Genomic DNA, 21,210 nt, shown 5'->3' with positions numbered 1-21,210 from the left:
ACACGGCATGAACGACGGAGTAGGCGGCACCCCCCGCGACGGAGTGCGGCGCAGAACGGTCCTCACCACAGCACTGGGTGCCGTCCCCGCGGCGATCGCCGGTGGCGTCGCAGGCGGGGGCGCGGCATCGGCCGCCCCCGCCTCGGACCGCACCTCGGTCACGGGGCTGACGGTCGAGCACCGGACGAACCCGCTCGGCACCGACGCCGACGCCCCGAGGTTCGGCTGGCGCACGGCCTCCGCAGCCCGCGGCCGGCGCCAGTCGGCGTACCGCATCCTTGTCGCGACCTCGGCCGAACGCCTGCGGCGCGGCCGCGCGGACGTCTGGGACAGCGGCCGCGTCACCTCGGCCGACTCGGTCGCCGTGCGCTACGCGGGCCCCGCCCTGCAGGCCTCCACCCGCTACCACTGGACGGTGACGGTCTGGGACGAGACCGGCCGCGCCGTCCCCGCCGCCCCGACCGCCCACTTCGAGACCGGCCTGCTCAGCACCGACGGCATCGCAGGCTGGAACGGCGCCCGGTGGATCAGTATGGCGGGCAAGCAACCCAACAGCCCCGGCGCCCCGCTGCTGCGCCGGCAGACCCGGCTGACAGGGCATCATGTGCGCGACGCCCGGCTCTACATCTCCGCCCTCGGTGTGTACGACGCCTACGTCAACGGCCACCGGGTCGCCGTGCCGCAGGACGACGGCACCACCCACGAACTGCTGACGCCGGGCTGGACCAACTACGACAGCACCGTCAACTACTTCACCTACGACGTCACTGACCTGGTCGCGGGGGAGCGGCACCAAGGGCACGTCACCCTCGCGGCCGTCCTCGGCAACGGCTGGTACAACGGCCGTGTCTCCGACAACAGCACCTGCTGTTCCGCCGACGGCAACCGCCTGGCCCTCAAGGCCAAGCTCCTCGTCCGGTACGCCGACGGATCCGAGCAGACGATCGTCACCGCACCCGGCGACGGCTGGAAGGCCACGGACACCGGCCCCTACCGCGCCGACGACATCTACGACGGCCAGACCTACGACGCCCGCAGGGAACTCCCGGGCTGGACGGCGAACGGCTTCGACGCGTCCGACTGGGCAGGCGTGAGCGAGCACGGCTTCACTGCCAGGTTTCCCGACGCGAAGCTGGTCGCCTATCCCGGCGAGAGCGCCCGCCTGATGCCCGAGTGGGACCGCAGGCCGCGCTCCATCACCGTGTACACCGGCGTGTCCGGCCAGGACGGCAGCCCCAACGGCAAGGGCCGCATCGTCGTCGACCCCGCCCGCACGGTCACCGACCCGGCCGCTGCGGCCACCGCCGCCGTGACCCTGCACCCCGGCGACACCGCCGTGATCGACCTCGGCCAGAACATGGTCGGCGTACCCCGCTACACCCTGCGCGGCCCGGCGGGCACCCAAGTCGCCTTCAAACCCGGTGAGATGCTCAACGACGACAGCGCCGGCGCGGACGGCCCCGTCGGCTCGGTCTACCGGGCCAACCTCCGCACCGCCAAGGCCACCAGCACGTACATCCTCAAGGGCGACCCCGACGGCGAGACCCACCAGGACTCGCTGACCTTCTACGGCTTCCGCTACGTCTCCGTCACCGCGACCGGCACCGTCACCCTGACCGAGTTCACCGGCAGGGTCGCCACCTCCGCCCTCCGGGACATCGGCACGATCACCACCGACGACGCCGACGTCAACCAGCTGATCAGCAACGTCCGTTGGGGCCAGCGCGGCAACTACCTGTGGGTGCCCACCGACTGCCCGCAGCGCGACGAACGCTGCGGCTGGACCGGCGACACCCAGCTCTTCTCCCACACCGGCCTCTACAACGCCGACGCGGTGAACTTCCTCAGCCACTTCCAGGACACCTTGATCGACTCACAGCGGACCTATGGCGCGGACGGCGCCCAGTTCACCTGGATCGCCCCCGGCGCTCGCTACAACCAGCCGATTCCGGCGAGCGGTTGGGCGGACTGCGGGGTGGTCGTTCCGTGGACGATCTGGCAGATGTCCGGCGACACCACCGTGATCGACCGCAGCTGGGCCGCGATGAAGAAGTACATGGACTGGATCCGGCAGCGCACCGGTGACACCTACGCCGGACAGGGCGCGATCTTCGGCGACTGGCTGGCCTTCCAGGACACCAGCACCCAGCTCATCAGCGACGTCTACTACGGCTACAGCGCCCGGCTCATGGCGGACATGGCCCGCGCCACCGGCCGCGACGCCGACTCCCGTACCTACGACGAGCTCGTCTCCCGCATCAAGCGGGCGTTCGTCGCCAAGTACCTCGTCACCGACGCCACCACGGGCGAGGTCACCGTCCGCTCCAGTCTGGGCGAGGCACCGCCGTGGATCGGAGGCAAGCCCGAGGACAACAGCCAGACAGCCCTGCTCTGGGTTCTCAAGCTCCGCCTCTACGACACCGAGGCCCAGCGCCGCCGACTCGTCGCCCTGCTCGCCGAGAACATCGGCAACGACGAGGCCTACAAGGAGGCCCACTCCGACAGCACGCGCGTGAAGTACGCGGAGAACACCCTCTCCGTCGGCTTCCTCGGCGTGAACGTCCTCGCCCCGGTGCTCACTGACGAGGGCCGCGTCGACCTGGCGTACAAGCTGCTGCACCAGGACGCCATGCCGTCCTGGCTGTACTCGGTGAGAAACGGCGCGACCACGATCTGGGAGCGCTGGAACTCGTACTCGAAGGAGGACGGCTTCGGCCCGGTCGACATGAACTCGTTCAACCACTACTCCTACGGCGCGATCATGGAGTGGATGTACGAGAGCATGGCCGGCATCGCCAAGGACCCGGCCCACCCCGGCTTCCGGCACTTCTTCCTCAGGCCTCACCTCGACGCGACCGGCAGGGTCACGCGGGTGGCCGGGTCGCATCTCTCGCCGTACGGCGAGATCGTCAGCGAGTGGAAGGCGGACGGCCGCAAGCTGACCTACCGGGCCGCGGTGCCCGCGAACACGACCGCGACCCTCCGCATCCCCACCACCGACCCGTCGACGGTCCGCGAAGGCCGGACACCCCTCTCCCGGGTCGAGGGCGTGGAGTACCTGGGCTTCACGGACGGCACCGCCTCCTACCGACTCCCGTCCGGCCGCTACGAGGTGACGTCCGCGCTCGCCTGACCGCCCACCAGCACCACCTCCAGGGTGCGCGGACCGTGCACCCCCTCGACCCGGTCCAGCTCGATGTCGCTGGTCGCCGACGGACCGGAGATCCACGTCAACGGACGGGCCGGGTCGAGGCGTTCGAGGGCCTGCGGGACGGAGGAGACGACCTGATCCGGGACCCGCACGACACAGATGTGGTGGTCGGGGACGAGGGTGATGCGGCGGCGGCCCTGGTCGGGGGAGCCGTCCAGGACGATCGTGCCGGTCTCGGCGACGGCCACCGCACACGCCGTGACCACGCTGTCGACCTGGTCCAGTTCGTGCGGGGTGCTCTCCGCCCGGTCCGGGATCCGCTCGGCGTCGCTCGCCGCGAGCCACTCCACCTCCAGGCCCGGCGGCACGAGCACCGTCTTCGAGCCTCGTGCGGCGAGCATCCCGGCGATCGTGGCGGGCAGATCGGCGGCGGTGCTGCGGTGCACGATCGCCCGATAGTCCACCAGGTTCTCGGCCAGCAGCTCGACCGTCTCCGCGACACTCCGCTCCCCGTGCTCCCGCAGATAGTCGCGGGGGACCGCCTGGTCGTATGGCGTGTCGTCCTGTCGTGCGGCTGCCAGTGCCCGTTGTACCCGGCCCAGGATCCGTTCCCTGCTGCTCACTTCGAGCCGTCCTTCCCGCCGTTCGTACGCTGCCACCAGTCCCGGAACGGCTCCTTGGGCACCGTCGGCAGATCACGGGTCCCGCTCCACGCCTTGCCCGGGCCCGGGAGCGACCGCGGATGCAGGCGGCGGGTGCGGGAGGCGAGCCGCTGGCCGGTGCGCAGGGCGCGCGGGTGGCTGAACGCCCAGCGCGCCGCCCGCATCGCCGCCCGCTCGGCGGCATGCCCCTTCGCGGGTTTCAGCACCACCTTGTTGCCTTGCGCGGTCACCTGGCCGCCCTCCACGACCCGCTCCCGCAGATGCACCAGCACCTCGGGGATGTCGATGGCCACCGGGCACACCTCGTAGCAGGCGCCGCACAGCGACGACGCGTACGGCAGTGAGGCGTCGATCTCGCTTGCCACGCCTCGGAGTTGAGGGCTGAGGATGGCGCCGATCGGGCCCGGATAGACCGAGCCGTACGCGTGTCCACCGGCCCGCTCGTACACCGGGCACACGTTGAGACACGCCGAGCAGCGGATGCACCGCAGGGCCTGGCGACCGACCTCGTCGGCGAGCGTGTCGGTGCGGCCGTTGTCGAGGAGGACCAGGTGGAAGGTGCGCGGGCCGTCAGCCGTCTCGGAGTCTGTCGTACCCGTCCACATCGACGTGTACGGGTTCATGCGCTCGGCGGTGGAGGAGCGGGGGAGTGTCTGCAGGAACACCTCCAGGTCCCGCCACGTGGGCACGATCTTCTCGATGCCGACGACCGAGATCAGCGTCTCGGGCAGGGTCAGGCACATTCGCCCGTTGCCCTCGGACTCCACGACCACCAGCGTGCCGGTCTCGGCGACCATGAAGTTGGCGCCGGAGATGCCGACCTTGGCCCGCAGGAACTTCTCGCGGAGGTGGAGGCGGGCCGCCTCGGCGAGTTCGGCGGGTGTGTCGGTCAGGCCTTCCGGAGCCGGGCGGCCCCACTCGCTCATCTCCTTGCGGAAGATGTCCCGGATCTCGCCCCGGTTGCGATGGATCGCCGGGACGAGGATGTGCGAGGGCCGGTCCTTGCCCAACTGCACGATCAGCTCGGCGAGATCGGTCTCGTAGGCGTGGATGCCCTCTTCGAGAAGGGCCTCGTTGAGCCCGATCTCCTGAGTGGCCATCGACTTGACCTTGACGACCTCCGACTCGCCGGTCGCCTTGACGAGGTCCGCCACGATCCGGTTGGCCTCGTCGGCGTCGGCGGCCCAGTGGACGGTACCGCCCGCCGCCGTCACCGACTCCTCCAACTGCACGAGGTAGCGGTCGAGGTGACGGAGCGTGTGGTCCTTGATCTGCTTCCCGGCCTCCCGCAGCGCCGCCCAGTCGGACACCTCCGCGACGGCCTTCGCGCGCTTGGCGCGGATGGTGTGCGTGGCGTGTCGCAGATTGCCCCGCAGGGTCTGGTCGTGCACGGCCTCGTGCGCGGCCTTCGGAAAGGCCGGCATCCCCACGAACGTTCCGCTCATACGGCCGGTTCCTCCTCCGTGCTCGCCAGGATCTCCGCGATGTGCACCGGCCGCATGCCGGTCCGCAGCCGGGCCATCGTGCCGCCGATGTGCATCAGACAGGAGTTGTCGGCCGCGCACAGCACCTCGGCCCCCGTCGATTCGGCGTTGCGCACCTTGTCGGCGCCCATTGCCGCCGAGACATCGAAGTTCTTCAACGCGAACGTGCCGCCGAACCCGCAGCACTCCTCCGCTCCGGGCAGCTCCACCAGCTCCAGCCCCTGCACGGCCTGGAGCAGCCGTCGCGGCCGGTCGCCGAGCCCCAGCCCGCGCAGCCCGTGGCAGGTCGGGTGATAGGTCACCTTGTGCGGGTAGTACGCTCCCACGTCCGTCACGCCGAGCACGTCCACCAGGAACTCCGTCAGCTCGTACGTCTTCGGCACCACGGGCGCCAGCGTGGCGGAGAGGGTGTCCCCTCGCCCCTCGGCCCGCGCCCGCTCGCCCATCCGCGGATACAGCTCCCGCACCATCGCCCCGCACGACCCGGACGGCGTGACGATCGCCTCGTACTCCCCGAAGACATCGGAGAAATGCCGGGCGAGCGGCTCGGCCTCATGCCGGTATCCGGTGTTGTAGTGCGCCTGTCCGCAACAGGTCTGCGCCATCGGGAAGTCGACCTCGACGCCCAGCCTGGTCAGCAGTTTCACCACGGCGCGCCCGGTGTCCGGATAGAGCGTGTCGTTGACACAGGTCAGGAACAGGGCGACACGCATCGCGGCTCCTTGTGATCGATCATCGGATGAGTGCAGGGTAGTGCGGGCGCACGGCCGGGGGGAGCCCCCGCTCACCGTCGGGTGAGCCGGGCCTCTGCCTCGCTCCAGCGTGCCGCGTCCCCCCGCGGCTCGTACCGCGTCAACGGCTGCGCACGGGTGAGCAGTCGCCGTCCGCCCGCGAGGTCGCCCACCAGCCCGTGGGTCCGGGCCTGGACCAGGACGTTTCCGAGGGCGGCGGCCTCGGTCGGGCCCGCCACCACTGGCAGCCCGCAGGCGTCGGCGGTCAGCTGGCACAGCAGGGCGTTGCGGGTGCCGCCCCCGACGACGTGCACTACGTCGACCGGGTGGTCGGCCAGCCGCTGGGCCTGCGCGATCGCCCGGCGGTGGGCGACGGCGAGCGAGTCGAGGATGCAGCGGGTGATCTCGGCGGGCGACTCGGGCACCGGCTGCCCCGACGCGCGGCACGCCTCGGCGATCCGCTCCGGCATCCGGCCCGGCGCGAGAAACGCCGCGTCGCCCGCGTCCACGACCGACCGCAGCGTCGGCACCTTGGACGCGTCGAGCAGCAGTTCGCCCAGGTCCGGGTCCCCCCAGGCCCGTACGCACTCCTGGAGCAGCCACAGACCCATGATGTTCCGCAGATAGCGGACCGTGCCGTCCAGCCCCAGCTCGTTGGTGAAGTTGGCGGCCCGGCTCTCCTCGCTCAGCACGGGGGCATCGAGCTCCAGCCCGGCCAGCGACCAGGTGCCGGTACAGATGTACGCGAACCGTTCACGCCCGGCCGGCACGGCGGCCACGGCGGACGCGGTGTCGTGCGACCCGACGGTCGTCACCGGCACCGGACCGGCGAGCCCGGTCTCCTCCAGTACCTCGGCCCGCAGCACACCTGCCGGATCACCGGGTTGCCGCAACGGCGCGAACAGCCCCAGGTCGATACCGAGCCGCGCGGCGATGTCGTACGACCAGTCGCGCGTGCGGGGATCGATCAGCTGGGTGGTGGAGGCGTTGGTGAGCTCGGTGCCCTGCTCGCCGGTGAGCCAGTACGTCAGCAGGTCGGGGATGAGCAACAGCCGTTGGGCCTGAGCCAGTTGGGCCGAGTCCCGCGCCGCCGTCAGCTGGTACAGCGTGTTGAAGGGGGCGTACTGCAACCCGGTCGCCGCGTACAGCTCCTCCGCCGGGACGGTCGCCCACACCTTTTCCGCGACCCCCTCGGTACGGGAGTCCCGGTAGTGCACGGGGCTGCCGAGCAGTGCCCCGTCGGCGTCCAGCAGTCCGTAGTCCACGGCCCAGCTGTCGATGCCGACGGAGTCGACCTGCCCGGCCGCCCGCAGCCCGTCCAGCACCCCGGCATACAGGGCGATCACGTCCCAGCGCAGCCCTTCCGGTACCCGGACGGGCCGGTTGGGGAAGCGGTGCGCCTCGGTCAGCTCCAGGCTGTCGGGGCCGACGCGGCCGACCATGACACGCCCGCTGGAGGCGCCCAGGTCGACCGCGGCGTACGACTTCACGGCCGCGCTCACCGCAGGAAGGCGGCCGCGACGCCGGCGTCGACCGGGATGTGCAGTCCGGTGGTGTGGGTGAGGTCCCCACCGGTCAGCGCGAAGACGGCGTTCGCGACATGGTCCGGGAGCACCTCGCGCTTGAGGATGGTCCGCTGGGCGTAGAACTCGCCGAGCTTCTCCTCTTCCACGCCGTACACGGCGGCCCGCTGGGCCCCCCAGCCACCGGCGAAGATCCCGGATCCGCGCACCACACCGTCCGGGTTGACGCCGTTGACGCGGATGCCGTGCTCGCCGAGTTCGGCGGCCAGCAGCCGCACCTGGTGGGCCTGGTCGGCCTTGGTGGCGGAGTAGGCGATGTTGTTCGGCCCGGCGAAGACGGCGTTCTTGGAGGCGATGTACACGATGTCACCGCCCAGCCCTTGAGCGATCATCACCCGGGCGGCTTCCCTCGACACCAGGAAGGAACCGCGCGCCATGATGTCGTGCTGGAGGTCCCAGTCCTTGGCCGAGGTCTCCAGCAGCGGCTTGGAGATGGAGATCCCGGCGTTGTTGACGACCAGATCAACCCCACCGAAGGCCAGCACGGCAGCCTTGAAGGCGTCGGCGATCTGCTCCTCGGACGTGACGTCCACGGTCACGGCGACGGCCTTGTCGGGACCGCCGAGCTCTTCGGTGACGGCCTGGGCGTTCTCGGTGTTGAGGTCGGCGACGACGACACACGCACCCTCGGCGACGAGCCGATGCGCGATGGCCTTCCCGATCCCACTGCCCGCCCCGGTCACCAGCGCGACCCGCGTCGCGAGCGGCTTGGGCTTCGGCATCCGCTGGAGCTTGGCCTCTTCGAGGGCCCAGTACTCGATGCGGAACTTCTCCGACTCCTCGATGGGCGCGTACGTCGAGACGGCCTCGGCCCCACGCATCACATTGATGGCGTTGACGTAGAACTCGCCCGCGACCCGGGCCGTCTGCTTGTCCTTGCCGAAGGAGAACATGCCGACACCCGGGACCAGCACGATCGCCGGGTCGGCGCCGCGCATGGCGGGGGAGTCGGGCAGGGCGTGCCGCCGGTAGTAGGCGGCGTACTCCTCGCGGTACTCGGCGTGCAGGTCCTTGAGCCGGGCGATGGCCTCGTCGAGCGGAGCGGTGGGCGCCAGGTCGAGGACGAGCGGCCGCACCTTGGTCCGCAGGAAGTGGTCCGGGCACGAGGTGCCCAGGGCCGCGAGCCGCGGGTGCGCGGCGCTCGCGAGGAAGTCGAGGACGACCTCGGAGTCGGTGAAGTGACCGACCTGCGGACGGTCCTGGGAGGCGATGGCGCGGATCACCGGTGCCAGCGCCGCGGCCCGCTCCCGACGCTCGCCGGCGCCCAGCGCCGCGTAGCCCTCGATCACCGGCCCGAAGGGCTCCGGCTTCCCGCGCTCCGCGAGAAACGCCTCCGCCGTCCGGATGATGTGCAACGAGTTCCGCTCACACTGCTCGGAGGTGTCTCCCCAGGCGGTGATGCCATGCCCGCCGAGGATGCACCCGATGGCCTGCGGGTTGGCTTCCTTGACCGCGGCGATGTCGAGCCCCAGCTGGAAACCGGGTCGCCGCCACGGCACCCACACCACGGTGTCCCCGAAACACTCGGCGGTCAGCTTCTCCCCGTCGGCGGCACAGGCGAGCGCGATGCCGGAGTCGGGGTGGAGGTGATCGACGTGCGCGGCCTCGACGAGCCCATGCATGGCGGTGTCGATGGAGGGAGCGGCCCCGCCCTTGCCGTGCAGGCAGTAATCGAAGGCGGCGACCATCTCATCCTCACGCTCGACGCCCGGATAGACACCCTTGAGTGCGCGGAGCCGATCAATACGAAGAACAGCGAGCCCGGCTTCGGTAAGCGTGCCGAGGTCACCACCGGACCCCTTGACCCACATCAACTCGACGTCACCACCGGTGACGGGGTCGGTTTCGGTACCCTTCGCGGACGCGTTTCCGCCGGCGTAGTTGGTGTTGCGGGGATCAGCGCCCAGCCGATGAGAGCGGGCGAGGAGAGCCGCGGCTTCGCGGTGCGGTGCCATGAACCTTCAGTCCTTACTTGAAAGAGGGTGAGTGCATTCCCTAGGGGCGCGGGGCTGTATCAATTTGCGGCTCCGCCGCGTGGGCGCGACCAGCCACATACGACCCGCAGCCCGCAACGAGCAGAAACCCGGCAGACGCTTACGCCCCCCACCCGGCCTGCTGCCCACCAACCCGCTCGGCAACGATCCTCTCGGCCCACCCGGACCGGGCATACGCACCCATGGGATCGGGGTCCAGCCCCATCTCCTCCCGCACCTCACGCAGCAACGGCCGCACATCCGTGTTGTACGCATCCATCACCACGGCGTTCGCACCGAGCACGTCACCGGCGGCCTGCGCCGCAGCCAACGCCTCCCGATCGACGAGCAGCGCCTTCGCCGTGGCCTCCTGCACATTCATCACGGACCGGATGATCGCCGGAATCTTCGCCTCGATGTTGTGGCACTGGTCGAGCATGAACGCGACCTCGGGCGAGAACCCACCCCCCCGCACGACCTCGTACATGATCCGGAACAGCTGGAACGGATCCGCGGCCCCGACCATCAGGTCGTCGTCGGCGTAGAACCGCGAGTTGAAGTCGAACCCGCCGAGCTTCCCCTCCCTGAGGAGCGTCGCGACGATGAACTCGATGTTGGTACCCGGAGCGTGATGCCCGGTGTCGACAACGACCTGGGCCTTCTCACCGAGCTTCAGACAGTGCGCGTACGCCGTGCCCCAGTCCGGAACGTCGGTCGTGTAGAAGGCCGGCTCGAAGAACTTGTACTCCAGCAGCATCCGCTGCCCGTCACCCAGCCGCTCGTAGACCTCGCAGAGGCCCTCCGCCAGCCGGTCCTGCCGCGCCCGGATGTCGTCCTGCCCGGGATAGTTCGTCCCGTCCGCGAACCACAGCTTCAGGTCCCGCGACCCCGTCGCATCCATGATGTCGACGCACTCCAGCAGATGGTCGACGGCCTTGCGCCGCACCGCCGCATCCGGATGGCAGATGCTGCCCAGCTTGTAGTCGTCGTCCTGGAACGTGTTCGAGTTGATCGCGCCCAGCTTCACGCCGCGCTCCTCGGCGTACTTCGCCAGCGCCCCGTAGTCGTCGGCCTTGTCCCAAGGGATGTGCAGCGCAACGGTCGGCGCCACGCCGGTGAACGCGTGGACCTGTGCCGCGTCGTCCAACTTCTCCCGCGGGGTCCGGGGAACACCGGACTGCGCGAACACCTTGAACCGCGTCCCCGAATTCCCGTACGCCCACGACGGCGTTTCGACTGCCTGCGTCTTGAGTGCGGCCTTCACCGCGGCGAGCTCGGTCACTTGAGGGCTCCTGTGACGTCGGTCGGAAAAGTCATCTTGAACGGCTTCGCTGTGAAACGATTCAAGACGGGAACGTATGAGCCCCCTGGAGGGGTGTCAAGCCCTGGGGCCAAGGCTGTTTCTCGTGACTTGGCCGTGACCTTCGGCCATCGAAACTTTTTCGACACGAACCCATTGACGTGACATGCGCTACGTGCCTAACGTCCCGGCAACCAAGTTGAAACCTTTCACGACGTCGAGAGGGCCGTCCCGCCGACGTCGTCGAGGAGCCTCCATGACCCACCCGTCCACCACGGGTTCGGCCCCGGTTCTGGCGCTCAGGGACATCTCGAAGTCCTTCGGCGCGGTCCGCGCCCTGCGGGACGTCTCCCTGGAGCTGTTTCCCGGGGAGGTGCACGCCCTCGCCGGGGAGAACGGCGCGGGCAAGTCGACCCTGATCAAGACGCTCGCCGGAGTGCACCGGCCGGACGCCGGCCAGGTGCTGCTCGACGGTCAGCCGGTCGTCTTCCACGGTCCCGGCGACGCCCGCGATGCCGGCATCGCCGTGATCTACCAGGAGCCGACCCTCTTCCCCGACCTGTCGATCGCGGAGAACATCTTCATGGGCCGCCAGCCCCGGCGCGCCCTCGGCCGTATCGACCACAAGGCCACGCACGCCGCGACCCTGGCCCTGATGCAGCGCCTCGGCGTCGAACTCGACCCCGACCGCCCAGCGCGCGGCCTGTCCATCGCCGACCAGCAGATCGTCGAGATCGCCAAGGCGCTCTCCTTCGACGCCCGCGTCCTGATCATGGACGAGCCGACCGCCGCGCTCACCGGCAGCGAGGTGGCCCGCCTCTTCGGCGTGGTCCGTACCCTGCGCGAACAGGGCGCGGCGGTGCTCTTCATCTCGCACCGCCTCGAGGAGATCTTCCAGATCTGCCAGCGGGTCACGACCCTGCGCGACGGCGCCTGGATCGCCAGCGAGCCGCTCGACGGCATGACCGAGGACGACCTCGTGCGCCGTATGGTCGGCCGCGACCTCGACGAGCTCTACCCCAAGCAGGACGTGCAGCCGGGTGAGGTCGCCCTGAGCGTGCGCCGGCTGACCCGCGAGGGCGTCTTCACGGACGTCTCCTTCGATGTGCGGCGCGGTGAGATCGTCGGCCTCGCGGGGCTCGTCGGCGCGGGGCGTACGGAGGTCGCGCGGGCCGTGTTCGGCATCGACCGCTGGGACGCGGGCGAGGTGGAGGTGGCCGGGCGGAAGCTCACCAACGGAGCGCCCTCCACCGCCATGGCCTCCGGGCTCGCCCTGGTCCCCGAGGACCGCCGCGCCCAGGGCCTGGTGATGGACATGTCCATCGAGCGCAACATCGGCCTCACCGGTCTTCGTACGACTGTGAAGGCCGGACTCATGGACCGCGGCGCCGAACGCAGCCGCTCCCTCGACTGGGCCGTCAAGCTCCAGGTGAAGTACGCCCGGATCGCCGACACAGTCAACACCCTGTCCGGCGGCAACCAGCAAAAGGTCGTCCTCGCCAAGTGGCTCGCCACCGGCCCCAAGGTGCTGATCGTCGACGAGCCCACCCGCGGTATCGACGTCGGCACCAAGGCCGAGGTGCACCGGCTGCTGTCCCAGCTGGCCGCCGACGGTGTGGCGGTCCTGATGATCTCCTCCGACCTGCCCGAGATTCTCGGCATGGCCGACCGCGTGCTGGTGATGCACGAGGGCCGCCTGACCGCCGAGATCCCGCGCTCCGAAGCCACCGAGGAAACCGTGATGGCCGCAGCCACCGGGAGGGCCGCCGTATGACGGTGATCACCCCGAACAAAGCCCCCGTCGCCGAGGTGCCCAAGTCCAGCGGCACCCGCCTCGTCGACCGTGTCTTCAAGATGCGCGAACTCGCCATCCTGGTCGTCTTCGTGGTGATGATCGTCATCACCCAGCTGGGCAACAGCGAGTTCCTCACCGAGCAGGGCATCAAGGACCTGCTGCTGAACGCGACCATCCTGGTCCTCGTCGCCACCGGCCAGTCCATGGTCGTGATCACGCGGAACGTCGACCTGTCGGTCGGTTCGACGCTCGGCATCAGCGCCTTCGCCGCCGGTACGTACCTCCAGGGCGGCGGCAACCCGCTCGTCGCCATCCTCCTGGCGGTCCTGCTGGGCGTCGGCTTCGGCCTGCTGAACGGCCTGCTCGTCAGCCTCGGCCAGGTGCCCGCGCTCGTCGTGACGCTCGGCACCCTCTACATCATCCGCGGCATCGACTCGATCTGGGTCGGCTCCCGCCAGATCACGGCGGCCGACCTGCCGGACGGCTTCGTGGACTTCGGCTCCGACGGCATCTCCGCGGTGCCGTGGCTGGCGCTGATCGCCCTCGCCGTCCTGGTGGCGACGGCGTACTACCTCAAGCACTTCGGCAGCGGCCGCGAGCTGTACGCCCTCGGCTCCAACCCCGAGGCCGCCCGCCTCGCCGGCATCCCGGTCCGCAAGCGGATCCTGGCCGCGTACACCTTCTGTGGTGCGTTGGCCGGCCTCGCGGGCGCGATGTACCTGGCCCGGTTCGGCAACGTCGACTCCGGCACCGGCAACGGCTACGAACTCACCGTCGTCAGCGCGGTCGTGGTCGGCGGCGTCGTCTTCACCGGCGGCTCCGGCAACGTCTACGGCGCGGCCCTCGGCGCACTGCTGCTGACCTCCATCAACAGCGTGCTGCCCGCCCTCGGCGTCAGCTCCGTGTGGGTGCTGGCCATCAACGGCATCCTGCTCATCCTCGCCATCGCGGTCGACCGGATCGTCGCGCTGCGCGTGGCCACCGCCCTGAAGAAGAGGAACGCCCGCCATGGCTGACTTCTCCCTGAGCCGAGCGATCCGCTGGGACACGGTCGTCGGCGCGCTTCTGATCGTCGTGCTCCTGCTGTCCTTCGGCTTCGTCGATGGCTTCGGAAACGCCCTCAACCTGTCGTTCCTGATCGGAAACACCCTTCCGATCGCGTTGATCGCCCTGCCGATGACGCTCCTGGTCGTCTCGGGCGAGATCGATCTCTCGGTCGCCTCCACCGCCGGTCTCTCCGGAGCCGTGATGGGCGCCCTGTGGGACCAGGGCATGACGATCGAGACAATCATCCCGATCTGCCTGCTGCTGGGTGTCGTGTGCGGGCTGATCAACGGTCTGCTGGTGACCAAGCTGGGGCTGCCGTCCCTCGCCGTCACCATCGGCACCCTCGCCGCCTACCGGGGCATCGCGCAGATCGTGCTCGGCTCCGACGCGGTGACCGACTTCCCCAGCCAGTACCTGGACTTCGCGGCCGGCCGCATCGGCGACACCTTCATCCCGCAGGCCTTCCTGCCCTTCCTGGTGCTGCTCGCCATCGCCGTCGTCGCGCTGCACGCCACCCCCTTCGGGCGGTCGGTGTTCGCGATCGGTGCCAGCGAGGAGGCCGCGCGCTTCGCCGGCATCCGGGTCAAGCGGCAGAAGCTGATCCTGTTCACGGTGACCGGCCTGATGGCCTCCCTCACCGGCATCTTCTGGGCCCTGCACTACGCCAGCGCCCGCTACGACAACGCCACCGGCCTCGAACTGGCCGTCATCGCCGCGGTGTTGCTCGGCGGCATCGACTTCGACGGCGGCAAGGGGACCCTGGGCGGGGCCATCGCCGGCGTCTTCCTGCTCGGGGCTCTGCAGAACGTGATGAGCCTCCAGGATGTCTCCGCCCAGTCGCAGATCGTCGTCACCGGCGTGCTGCTCGTCCTCTCCGTGCTCGGGCCCCGGGTCGCCCGGCAGATCTCCGTCGCCAGGGCCGGACGTAGAGCAGCCGCCTCAGCGCCGGTGTCCAAGGCGCCCACGCCGACCTCGTAGGCCTCCGGGCGCCACGGAAACCCTCGTATCCGCTCACCCTCGTAAGGAAGATCCCACATGCGCAAGTCATCCCTCCGCCGCACCTGCGCGGCCCTCGCCGCCGTCACCTCCCTCGCCCTCGCCGCGACCGCGTGCGGCGGCACCACCAAGGAGGACGTCGCCGACGAAGGTGGCTCGGCCGCCACCGCCGGCAAGGCCGACCCCAACGCCGAACTGAAGAAGGGCCTGACCGTCGGCTTCCTGCCCAAGCAGGTCAACAACCCCTACTTCACCACCGCCGACAAGGGCGGCGAGGCGGCCCTGAAGGAGCTGGGCTCCAGCTACAAGGAGGTCGGCCCGTCCAGCGCCACCGACACCTCCGGCCAGGTCAGCTACGTCAACACGCTCACCCAGCAGCAGGTCGACGCGATGGCCGTGTCCGCGCAGGACCCCGGTGCGCTGTGCACTGCGCTCAAGCAGGCCATGAGCAACGACATCAAGGTCGTCACCTACGACTCCGACACCAAGCCCGAGTGCCGGAACGCCTTCATCTCGCAGGCCAGCGCGGAGGACCTGGGCCGCACCGAGGTGCAGCTGCTCGCCGAACAGATCGGCTACAAGGGCGAGATCGCGATCCTGTCCGCCGCGCAGACGGCGACGAACCAGAACACCTGGATCGAGTTCATGAAGGACGAGCTCAAGGATCCGAAGTACAAGGACATGAAGCTCGTCAAGGTCGCGTACGGCAACGACGACGCCCAGCAGTCCTTCCAGCAGACCCAGGGCCTGCTCCAGGAGTACCCGAACCTGAAGGGGATCATCTCCCCGACCACCGTCGGCATCAAGGCCGCCGCCCAGTACCTGTCCGGCTCGAAGTACAAGGGCAAGGTCAAGCTGACTGGCCTCGGCACCCCCAACGACATGCGCAAGTACGTCAAGAACGGCACCGTCGAGGCCTTCGAGCTGTGGGACCCCGCCAAGCTGGGCGAGCTGGCCGCGCGTACCTCCGTCGCCCTGGTCTCGGGGCAGATCACCGGCAAGGAGGGCGAGACCTTCACCGCCGGTGACATGGGCGAGTACACCATCGGCAAGGACGGCGTGATCAGCCTCGGCAAGCCGACCGTGTTCGACGCCAAGAACATCGACCAGTTCAACTTCTGATTCCGAGGGGGCTGTTGATGCAGCGCGTGTGCTTTCTGCTGAAGGTCCGGGCGGACCGCCTCGACGAGTACCGCGAGCGGCACGCCGCCGTGTGGCCCGAGATGCTCGAGGCACTCTCGGTCACCGGCTGGCACAACTACTCGCTCTTCCTGCGTGAAGACGGCCTGCTGGTCGGCTACTTGGAGACCGAGGACTTCGCCGCCGCCCAGGCCGGCATGGAGGCCACCGAGGTCAACGCCCGTTGGCAGGCGGAGATGGCGCCGTTCTTCGAGTCGCTGGACGGCGCCCGACCCGACGAAGCGATGAAACCCCTGACCGAGGTCTTCCACCTAGCCTGAGCCGGAGCTGCTGTCATGAGAAGACGTACTGTGCTCGCCACGGCCCTGCTGAGCGCCGTGGCCGGCCCCGGCCTCGCCGCCGGTACCGCCCGCGCCGCCGACCCGGGCCCCTCGGTCACCCTGACCGGCACCACGACGCTCGACAGCCAGGCCATCTTCTTCGTGTCGTACGACGGCCTGGTCAACAACAACGCCTTCCAGAAGAACGGCCTGCTCACCTACAAGGGCTACCAGTACGCCGTCTGGTACACGGCCGACCGCAACGCCGTCGTCGGCCGCCGTGCCCTCGGCGCCACCACCTGGTCCACGGTCAAGGTCGGCCACACCCTGCGCTACAACGACTCCCACAACGTCATCTCCATGGGCGTCTCCAAGATCGACGGCCGCCTCCACCTCAACATGGACTCGCACAGCGACGGCTTCACCTACGTCAAGTCGGTGGCCGGCCTGATGGACAACCCTGGCGGCCTGAGCTGGACCACCAGCCGCTTCGGCACACCCCAGTCCACCCTCGACGGTCTGACCCTCACCTCGCAGTTCACCTACCCGCAGTTCATCTCGACGCCCGACGGCAGGCTCCAGCTCAGCTACCGCGTCGGCATCTCCGGCAACGGACGCAACGCGCTGGCGGAGTACGACGGCACGAAGTGGACCGCGCTGGGGGAGTGGACGAGCTCCACCGGGACGTACACGAGCGAGCACGGCTCCTCCACGGCCCGCAACATGTACCTGCACGGCCTCGACTACGACCGCAACGGGCGCCTGCACGCCTTCTTCACCTGGCGCGAGCAGAACGGCGCCGTGATGTGCAACGGCGGCGGCATCACCAACCACGACACCGGCTACGTCTACTCCGACGACCGTGGCCGCACCTGGCGCAACAACGCCGGCAGCGTCGTCGGCACCACCGGCGGCTCCGACCGGGTCGCCGTCACCGACTCCGGCCTCGTCGTCGACCCGCTGAACCCGGACCACTCCCTGATGAACCAGGAGAGCCAGTTCACCGACTCCGCGGGCCTGCCGCACGCGATCATCTCGTACGTCCCCGGCCGCTTCGGCCAGTGCACCACGAACTACGTCGCCGACCGCACTGCCAACGGCCGCGCCTTCCACGTGCGCAAGAACTCCTCGGGCACCTGGCAGAAGACCGAGATCCCGGTCCCGCTGAACTCCAGCCAACGCACCAAGCTGATCCTGGACAAGTACGACAACGCGTACGCGATCTTCCCGTTCTGCCGGATCGCCGGAGCCTCCAAGGCCTCCGGGTACACGGACTGGACGATGCTGCACGACGGCGTCACCGCCGGGCTGAACGCCTTCGGGGAGGTCGTGATCGACGAGACGCGCATCGCACAGGACAACTTCCTGTCGATCATGTACCAGGAGAAGTCCAGTGGTACGACGCCCTCGGCGCTGCGCAACATCAACTTCCGCCTGCCTGCCTGACCGCAGCCGTTGTGGGGCGGCGTGACGGTAATGTGAAGTGTTTTCCCGCCGCCCCTCGTCTACCTGGAGGTCCCTGCCCGATGGCCCAGTCGGTGGGTATCAAGGACGTCGCCCGCGCCGCCGGAGTCTCCGTCGGCACGGTCTCGAACGTCATCAACCGTCCGGACACGGTCGCGACCGAGACCCGGGCGCGGGTGCAGTCCGCGATAGACCGGCTGGGTTACGTCCGCAGCGAGTCCGCACGCCAGTTGCGCGCGGGCCGCAGCCGGATCATGGGCCTGCTCGTCCTCGACATGGGCAACCCCTTCTTCGTCGACGTGGCCCGCGGCGCCGAGCGGGCCGCGCGCGACGCCGGGCTCGGCGTGATGGTCTGTAACAGCGCGCAGAGCGCGAGCGAGGAGGCCGAGTACCTGTCGCTCTTCGCCGAGCAGCGGGTCCGGGGCGTGCTGCTGACCCCGGCCGACGCCACCGGCCGCAACATCGAGACCTTCCGTCGCCACAACATCCCCTTCGTCCTCGTCGACCGGGTCGCCGAGGGCACCACCGAGTGCTCGGTCTCCGTCGACGACGTGGCGGGCGGCGCGCTGGCCGTGCGCCATCTCGTCGACGCCGGGCACCGCTCCATCGCGTACGTCAGCGGCCCGCCCGGCCTCAACCAGGTCCGCGACCGCCGCACGGGCGCCCTGAACGCGCTGGAGGAGGCCGGCCTCGGCCCCGAGCACCTGCGCGAGCTGCCCACCGAGCGGCTCGACGTCGCCGCGGGTCGGGACGCCGGCGCCCGCCTGCTCGGCCTCGCCGACCGCCCGACCGCCGTGTTCTGCGCCAACGACCTGCTCGCCCTGGGCGTGCTGCAGGCCATGTACGCCGCGGGCGTCGGCGTCCCCGACGACCTCGCGATCGTCGGCTACGACGACATCGAGTTCGCCGCCGCCGCGGCCGTACCCCTCACCTCCGTACGGCAGCCCGCGGTCACCATGGGCACCTTGGCCGCGGAGATGCTGCTGGAGGAGACGGAGGAGGAGACCGGGACGAAGAAGCACGAGCACCGGCGTGTCGTCCTGCAGCCGGAGCTGGTGGTACGGCGGTCCAGCCTGCCGTCCCGCTGATCCGCTGTTCAGTAGGTTTTCATGATCCCGAGCTCGGTCGGCGGACGAACATGTGCTGAACTGGGACGCGGCCCAAAAACCATCCGTCCCGGGAGCCCTGTTGACCGTCAGCTACCGTCAGCCCGGCGTCGTCCTCACCGACCGCCACTTCACCGTGCCCCTCGACCACGACGACCCGGCGGGGGAGACGATCGAGCTCTACGCCCGTGAGGTCGTCGCCAGCGACAAGGCGCAGCAGGAACTGCCGTGGCTGGTCTACCTCCAGGGCGGCCCCGGCTTCGGCGCGAACCGCTTCGTCGGCAAGGGTGCCTGGCTCGGCCGCGCACTGAAGGAGTTCCGCGTCCTGCTTCTCGACCAGCGCGGCACCGGCCACTCCACGCCCGCCAACCGCCAGACCCTCCCGCTCCGTGGCGGCCCCGCCGAACAGGCCGACTACCTCACGCACTTCCGTGCCGACTCGATCGTCCGCGACTGCGAGGCGATCCGCCGGCAGGTGACCGGCGGCGCCCCCTGGACCGTGCTCGGCCAGAGCTTCGGCGGCTTCTGCACGGTCAACTACCTCTCCACCGCGCCCGAGGGCCTGACCGCCGCGGTCATCACCGGCGGCCTGCCCTCGCTCGACGCCCACGCGGACGACGTCTACCGCGCGGCCTACCCGCGCATCGAGCGCAAGGTCGCCGCGCACTACGCCCGCTACCCGCAGGACGTCGAGCGGGCCCGCCGTATCGCCGACCACCTCCTCGCGCACGACGTGGTCCTGCCGAACGGCTACCGCCTCACCGCCGAGGCCTTTCAGTCCCTCGGCATCCTTCTCGGCGGCAGCGAGGGCAGCCACCGTCTGCACTACCTGCTGGAGCACGCCTTCGTGCGCACCCCGCGGGGCATGGAGCTCTCGGACGCCTTCCAGGAGGAGGTCCAAGGCCTGCTGTCGTACGCGAGCCACCCGCTGTACGCGCTCGTCCACGAGGCGATCTACGGCCAGGACGCGCGCCCCACCGCCTGGTCCGCCGAACGCGTCCGCGCCGAGTTCCCTCAGTTCGACGCCGCCAAGACCCTCGCGGGGGACGGCCCGTTGCTGTTCACCGGCGAGACCATCCACCCCTGGATGTTCGACTGCGACCCGGCCCTGCGCCCGCTGCGGGAGACCGCCGAACTCATCGCCGCCCGTACCGACTGGAAGCCCCTGTACGACTCCGCGCGCCTCGCCGCCAACGAGGTGCCGGTCGCGGCGGCCGTCTACCACGACGACATGTACGTCGACACCGCCCACTCCCTCGCCACCGCACGCGCGATCCGCGGTCTGCGCACCTGGGTCACCGACGAGTTCGAGCACGACGGCGTACGGGCCGGCGGCCCGCGTGTCCTGGACCACCTGCTGGCCCTCACTCGAGACGAGGTGTGACGGGTGCTCGGCGCGGGCCCACGGCCGCTCGGCCGGTCGAGAGCTTCGTGCGCGGATAGAGGAGTACGCGCGGGTCTTCTCCTCGGCGAAGGCCCCGGTTGCGATGGCGGGGCTGGAGCTGACCTCCAGCAGATACCACTGACGGGTCTGCCGGTCCTGCACCAGGTTGACCCCCGCGAACTCGCACCCCATCAGCTCAACGGCCCGCACCGGCATGTCCATTACTGCGGCCTCGAAGGTCTCCACGTCGAACAGGGTGGCGTGTCCGCCCTGTTCCGTGTTGGTCAGGTGCGATCCGTCGGTGGCGCAGCGGTGCATGACGATCGGCACGTCCGTGCCGAACACCAGGGCCCTGAAGGTCCCGTTGTGGGGAATGAATCGCTGGGCGAGGAACGCGGCCCTTGCAAGCGCGGGGTCCTCGACATAGCGCAGGAAGTCGACCTCGGTCTCGATCAGGAAGTTCAGCCGCCCGCCGGTGGCGTTCATCGCCTTGAGTACGAACGGCAGGCCCAGTCGGTCGGCGAGGTCAGCAAAGGAGGCGTTCAGCAGCCGTCTCGGCAGATGGAACGTGGCGGGTACCGGCAGCCCGTTCTGCGCCAGGACCATCAGCTGGTAGAGCTTGGTCGGCGCGCTGATCGCCGCCGCGTTGACCGGCGGCCGCCGCCGGTGCTCCAAGTACGCCGCAATGGAACTGAGCAGCGTGGCCGTGGGACGCGGGTAGGCCGCGACCTGGATCAGACCGAACTCCGCCAGGTCCCGGCCGCCGATCGTCTCGTACACACGGGTCCGGCCGGTCTCCACCGAGAACGCGATGTCCTCGAGTCTGCCTGAAGCCCTTGACGAACTCCTCGGGATTCTCGATCTCATCGAGGAGGTCTTCGACATCTTCGAGCAGTTCAGCGGCCTCGGAGGAGACCGTGGAGCCGCTCACCGCGGCCCCCTCCGCGGACTCGGTCGGTTCCTCCTCAGGGGGATCCTCCTGGCGGCGGTGCTCTTCGCGATGCTGCACGGCATGGCTCCTTCGCCTCAGACACCAGGCCGCCGACGGCGCCGGCCGCAGCGGCCCCACGACAT

16 protein-coding genes and 1 pseudogene are annotated in these 21,210 nt (G+C 69.7%); 9 read left to right on the top strand and 8 right to left on the bottom strand.

Annotation, left to right across the window (positions count from 1 at the left end):
* Positions 1-7 precede the first annotated feature (7 nt).
* Positions 8-3,133 carry a family 78 glycoside hydrolase catalytic domain gene (locus ACKTSN_RS03475; RefSeq protein WP_409467722.1) on the top strand — a complete coding sequence of 1,042 codons (3,126 nt, stop codon included), beginning with the start codon at positions 8-10 and terminating at the stop codon, positions 3,131-3,133.
* On the opposite strand, the gene ACKTSN_RS03470 is transcribed toward ACKTSN_RS03475, so the two are convergent.
* From ACKTSN_RS03470 to rhaI, 6 genes are all read right to left on the bottom strand, one after another.
* Positions 3,106-3,774, bottom strand: coding sequence for a LutC/YkgG family protein (locus ACKTSN_RS03470; protein WP_409467721.1), 669 nt, complete (start codon positions 3,772-3,774; stop codon positions 3,106-3,108). The two genes, ACKTSN_RS03475 and ACKTSN_RS03470, sit on opposite strands and share 28 nt — an antisense overlap.
* A complete protein-coding gene (locus ACKTSN_RS03465) occupies positions 3,771-5,258 on the bottom strand; it encodes a LutB/LldF family L-lactate oxidation iron-sulfur protein (protein WP_409467720.1) in 1,488 nt (495 codons plus the stop codon). The genes ACKTSN_RS03470 and ACKTSN_RS03465 overlap by 4 nt, the downstream gene beginning before the upstream one ends.
* A complete protein-coding gene (locus tag ACKTSN_RS03460; RefSeq protein WP_409467719.1) occupies positions 5,255-6,010 on the bottom strand; it encodes a (Fe-S)-binding protein in 756 nt (251 codons plus the stop codon). Before ACKTSN_RS03460 ends, ACKTSN_RS03465 begins: the two co-directional genes overlap by 4 nt.
* Before the next feature lie 71 nt (positions 6,011-6,081).
* Positions 6,082-7,518: a rhamnulokinase gene (locus ACKTSN_RS03455; RefSeq protein ID WP_409474725.1), complete on the bottom strand. Its 1,437-nt coding sequence runs from the start codon at positions 7,516-7,518 to the stop codon at positions 6,082-6,084.
* Between the two features lie 8 nt (positions 7,519-7,526).
* Positions 7,527-9,566, bottom strand: coding sequence for a bifunctional aldolase/short-chain dehydrogenase (locus tag ACKTSN_RS03450; protein WP_409467718.1), 2,040 nt, complete (start codon positions 9,564-9,566; stop codon positions 7,527-7,529).
* A 139-nt stretch (positions 9,567-9,705) separates the two neighbouring features.
* A complete protein-coding gene (gene rhaI / locus ACKTSN_RS03445; RefSeq protein WP_409467717.1) occupies positions 9,706-10,866 on the bottom strand; it encodes an L-rhamnose isomerase in 1,161 nt (386 codons plus the stop codon).
* A gap of 274 nt (positions 10,867-11,140) precedes the next feature.
* Between rhaI and ACKTSN_RS03440 the strand changes: the two genes are divergently transcribed.
* The 8 genes from ACKTSN_RS03440 to ACKTSN_RS03405 all read left to right on the top strand — a co-directional run bounded on the left by ACKTSN_RS03440 (position 11,141) and on the right by ACKTSN_RS03405 (position 20,136).
* The gene (locus ACKTSN_RS03440) at positions 11,141-12,658 is read left to right on the top strand and encodes a sugar ABC transporter ATP-binding protein (protein ID WP_409467716.1); all 1,518 of its coding nucleotides are present in this window, start codon (positions 11,141-11,143) and stop codon (positions 12,656-12,658) included.
* Complete coding sequence (locus ACKTSN_RS03435) at positions 12,655-13,695, top strand: ABC transporter permease (protein WP_409467715.1); 1,041 nt, start codon at positions 12,655-12,657, stop codon at positions 13,693-13,695. The genes ACKTSN_RS03440 and ACKTSN_RS03435 overlap by 4 nt, the downstream gene beginning before the upstream one ends.
* Positions 13,688-14,704, top strand: coding sequence for an ABC transporter permease (locus tag ACKTSN_RS03430; RefSeq protein ID WP_409467714.1), 1,017 nt, complete (start codon positions 13,688-13,690; stop codon positions 14,702-14,704). The genes ACKTSN_RS03435 and ACKTSN_RS03430 overlap by 8 nt, the downstream gene beginning before the upstream one ends.
* 57 nt (positions 14,705-14,761) lie before the next feature.
* Positions 14,762-15,844, top strand: a complete 1,083-nt coding sequence (gene rhaS, locus ACKTSN_RS03425; protein WP_409467713.1) for a rhamnose ABC transporter substrate-binding protein — start codon at positions 14,762-14,764, stop codon at positions 15,842-15,844.
* A 17-nt stretch (positions 15,845-15,861) separates the two neighbouring features.
* On the top strand, positions 15,862-16,182 hold the full coding sequence (locus ACKTSN_RS03420; protein WP_409467712.1) for an L-rhamnose mutarotase: 321 nt from the start codon (positions 15,862-15,864) through the stop codon (positions 16,180-16,182).
* A gap of 15 nt (positions 16,183-16,197) precedes the next feature.
* The gene (locus ACKTSN_RS03415) at positions 16,198-17,628 is read left to right on the top strand and encodes a BNR repeat-containing protein (RefSeq protein ID WP_409467711.1); all 1,431 of its coding nucleotides are present in this window, start codon (positions 16,198-16,200) and stop codon (positions 17,626-17,628) included.
* Positions 17,629-17,708: 80 nt separating this feature from the next.
* Complete coding sequence (locus ACKTSN_RS03410; RefSeq protein WP_409467710.1) at positions 17,709-18,734, top strand: LacI family DNA-binding transcriptional regulator; 1,026 nt, start codon at positions 17,709-17,711, stop codon at positions 18,732-18,734.
* Between the two features lie 100 nt (positions 18,735-18,834).
* Positions 18,835-20,136: an alpha/beta fold hydrolase gene (locus ACKTSN_RS03405; RefSeq protein WP_409467709.1), complete on the top strand. Its 1,302-nt coding sequence runs from the start codon at positions 18,835-18,837 to the stop codon at positions 20,134-20,136.
* 114 nt (positions 20,137-20,250) lie between these two features.
* On the opposite strand, the pseudogene ACKTSN_RS03400 reads toward ACKTSN_RS03405, so the two are convergent.
* Together ACKTSN_RS03400 and ACKTSN_RS03395 are read right to left on the bottom strand one after the other, a co-directional pair.
* A pseudogene (locus tag ACKTSN_RS03400) lies at positions 20,251-20,745 on the bottom strand (ATP-grasp domain-containing protein); the annotation flags it as partial.
* The gene (locus ACKTSN_RS03395) at positions 20,663-21,145 is read right to left on the bottom strand and encodes a ubiquitin-like protein Pup (RefSeq protein ID WP_409467708.1); all 483 of its coding nucleotides are present in this window, start codon (positions 21,143-21,145) and stop codon (positions 20,663-20,665) included. The gene ACKTSN_RS03395 and the pseudogene ACKTSN_RS03400, both read right to left, overlap by 83 nt.
* Between the last annotated feature and the right edge of the window lie 65 nt (positions 21,146-21,210).

Origin of the sequence: Streptomyces flavusporus (assembly GCF_046267975.1) — a bacterium.
Lineage (GTDB): Bacteria > Actinomycetota > Actinomycetes > Streptomycetales > Streptomycetaceae > Streptomyces > Streptomyces flavusporus.
Note: the sequence above shows the minus strand (reverse complement) of the source record. Positions and strands in the feature narration are given on the sequence as shown.

Bases quoted from the DNA above. Each gene is read 5' to 3' on its own strand.
- ACKTSN_RS03420 (WP_409467712.1), top strand. From the start codon at position 15,862: ATGCAGCGCGTGTGCTTTCTGCTGAAGGTCCGGGCGGACCGCCTCGAC.
- ACKTSN_RS03450 (WP_409467718.1), bottom strand. From the start codon at position 9,566: ATGGCACCGCACCGCGAAGCCGCGGCTCTCCTCGCCCGCTCTCATCGG.
- ACKTSN_RS03440 (WP_409467716.1), top strand. From the start codon at position 11,141: ATGACCCACCCGTCCACCACGGGTTCGGCCCCGGTTCTGGCGCTCAGG.
- ACKTSN_RS03475 (WP_409467722.1), top strand. From the start codon at position 8: ATGAACGACGGAGTAGGCGGCACCCCCCGCGACGGAGTGCGGCGCAGA.
- ACKTSN_RS03435 (WP_409467715.1), top strand. From the start codon at position 12,655: ATGACGGTGATCACCCCGAACAAAGCCCCCGTCGCCGAGGTGCCCAAG.
- ACKTSN_RS03410 (WP_409467710.1), top strand. From the start codon at position 17,709: ATGGCCCAGTCGGTGGGTATCAAGGACGTCGCCCGCGCCGCCGGAGTC.
- ACKTSN_RS03460 (WP_409467719.1), bottom strand. From the start codon at position 6,010: ATGCGTGTCGCCCTGTTCCTGACCTGTGTCAACGACACGCTCTATCCG.
- ACKTSN_RS03415 (WP_409467711.1), top strand. From the start codon at position 16,198: ATGAGAAGACGTACTGTGCTCGCCACGGCCCTGCTGAGCGCCGTGGCC.
- ACKTSN_RS03430 (WP_409467714.1), top strand. From the start codon at position 13,688: ATGGCTGACTTCTCCCTGAGCCGAGCGATCCGCTGGGACACGGTCGTC.
- rhaS (WP_409467713.1), top strand. From the start codon at position 14,762: ATGCGCAAGTCATCCCTCCGCCGCACCTGCGCGGCCCTCGCCGCCGTC.
- ACKTSN_RS03465 (WP_409467720.1), bottom strand. From the start codon at position 5,258: ATGAGCGGAACGTTCGTGGGGATGCCGGCCTTTCCGAAGGCCGCGCAC.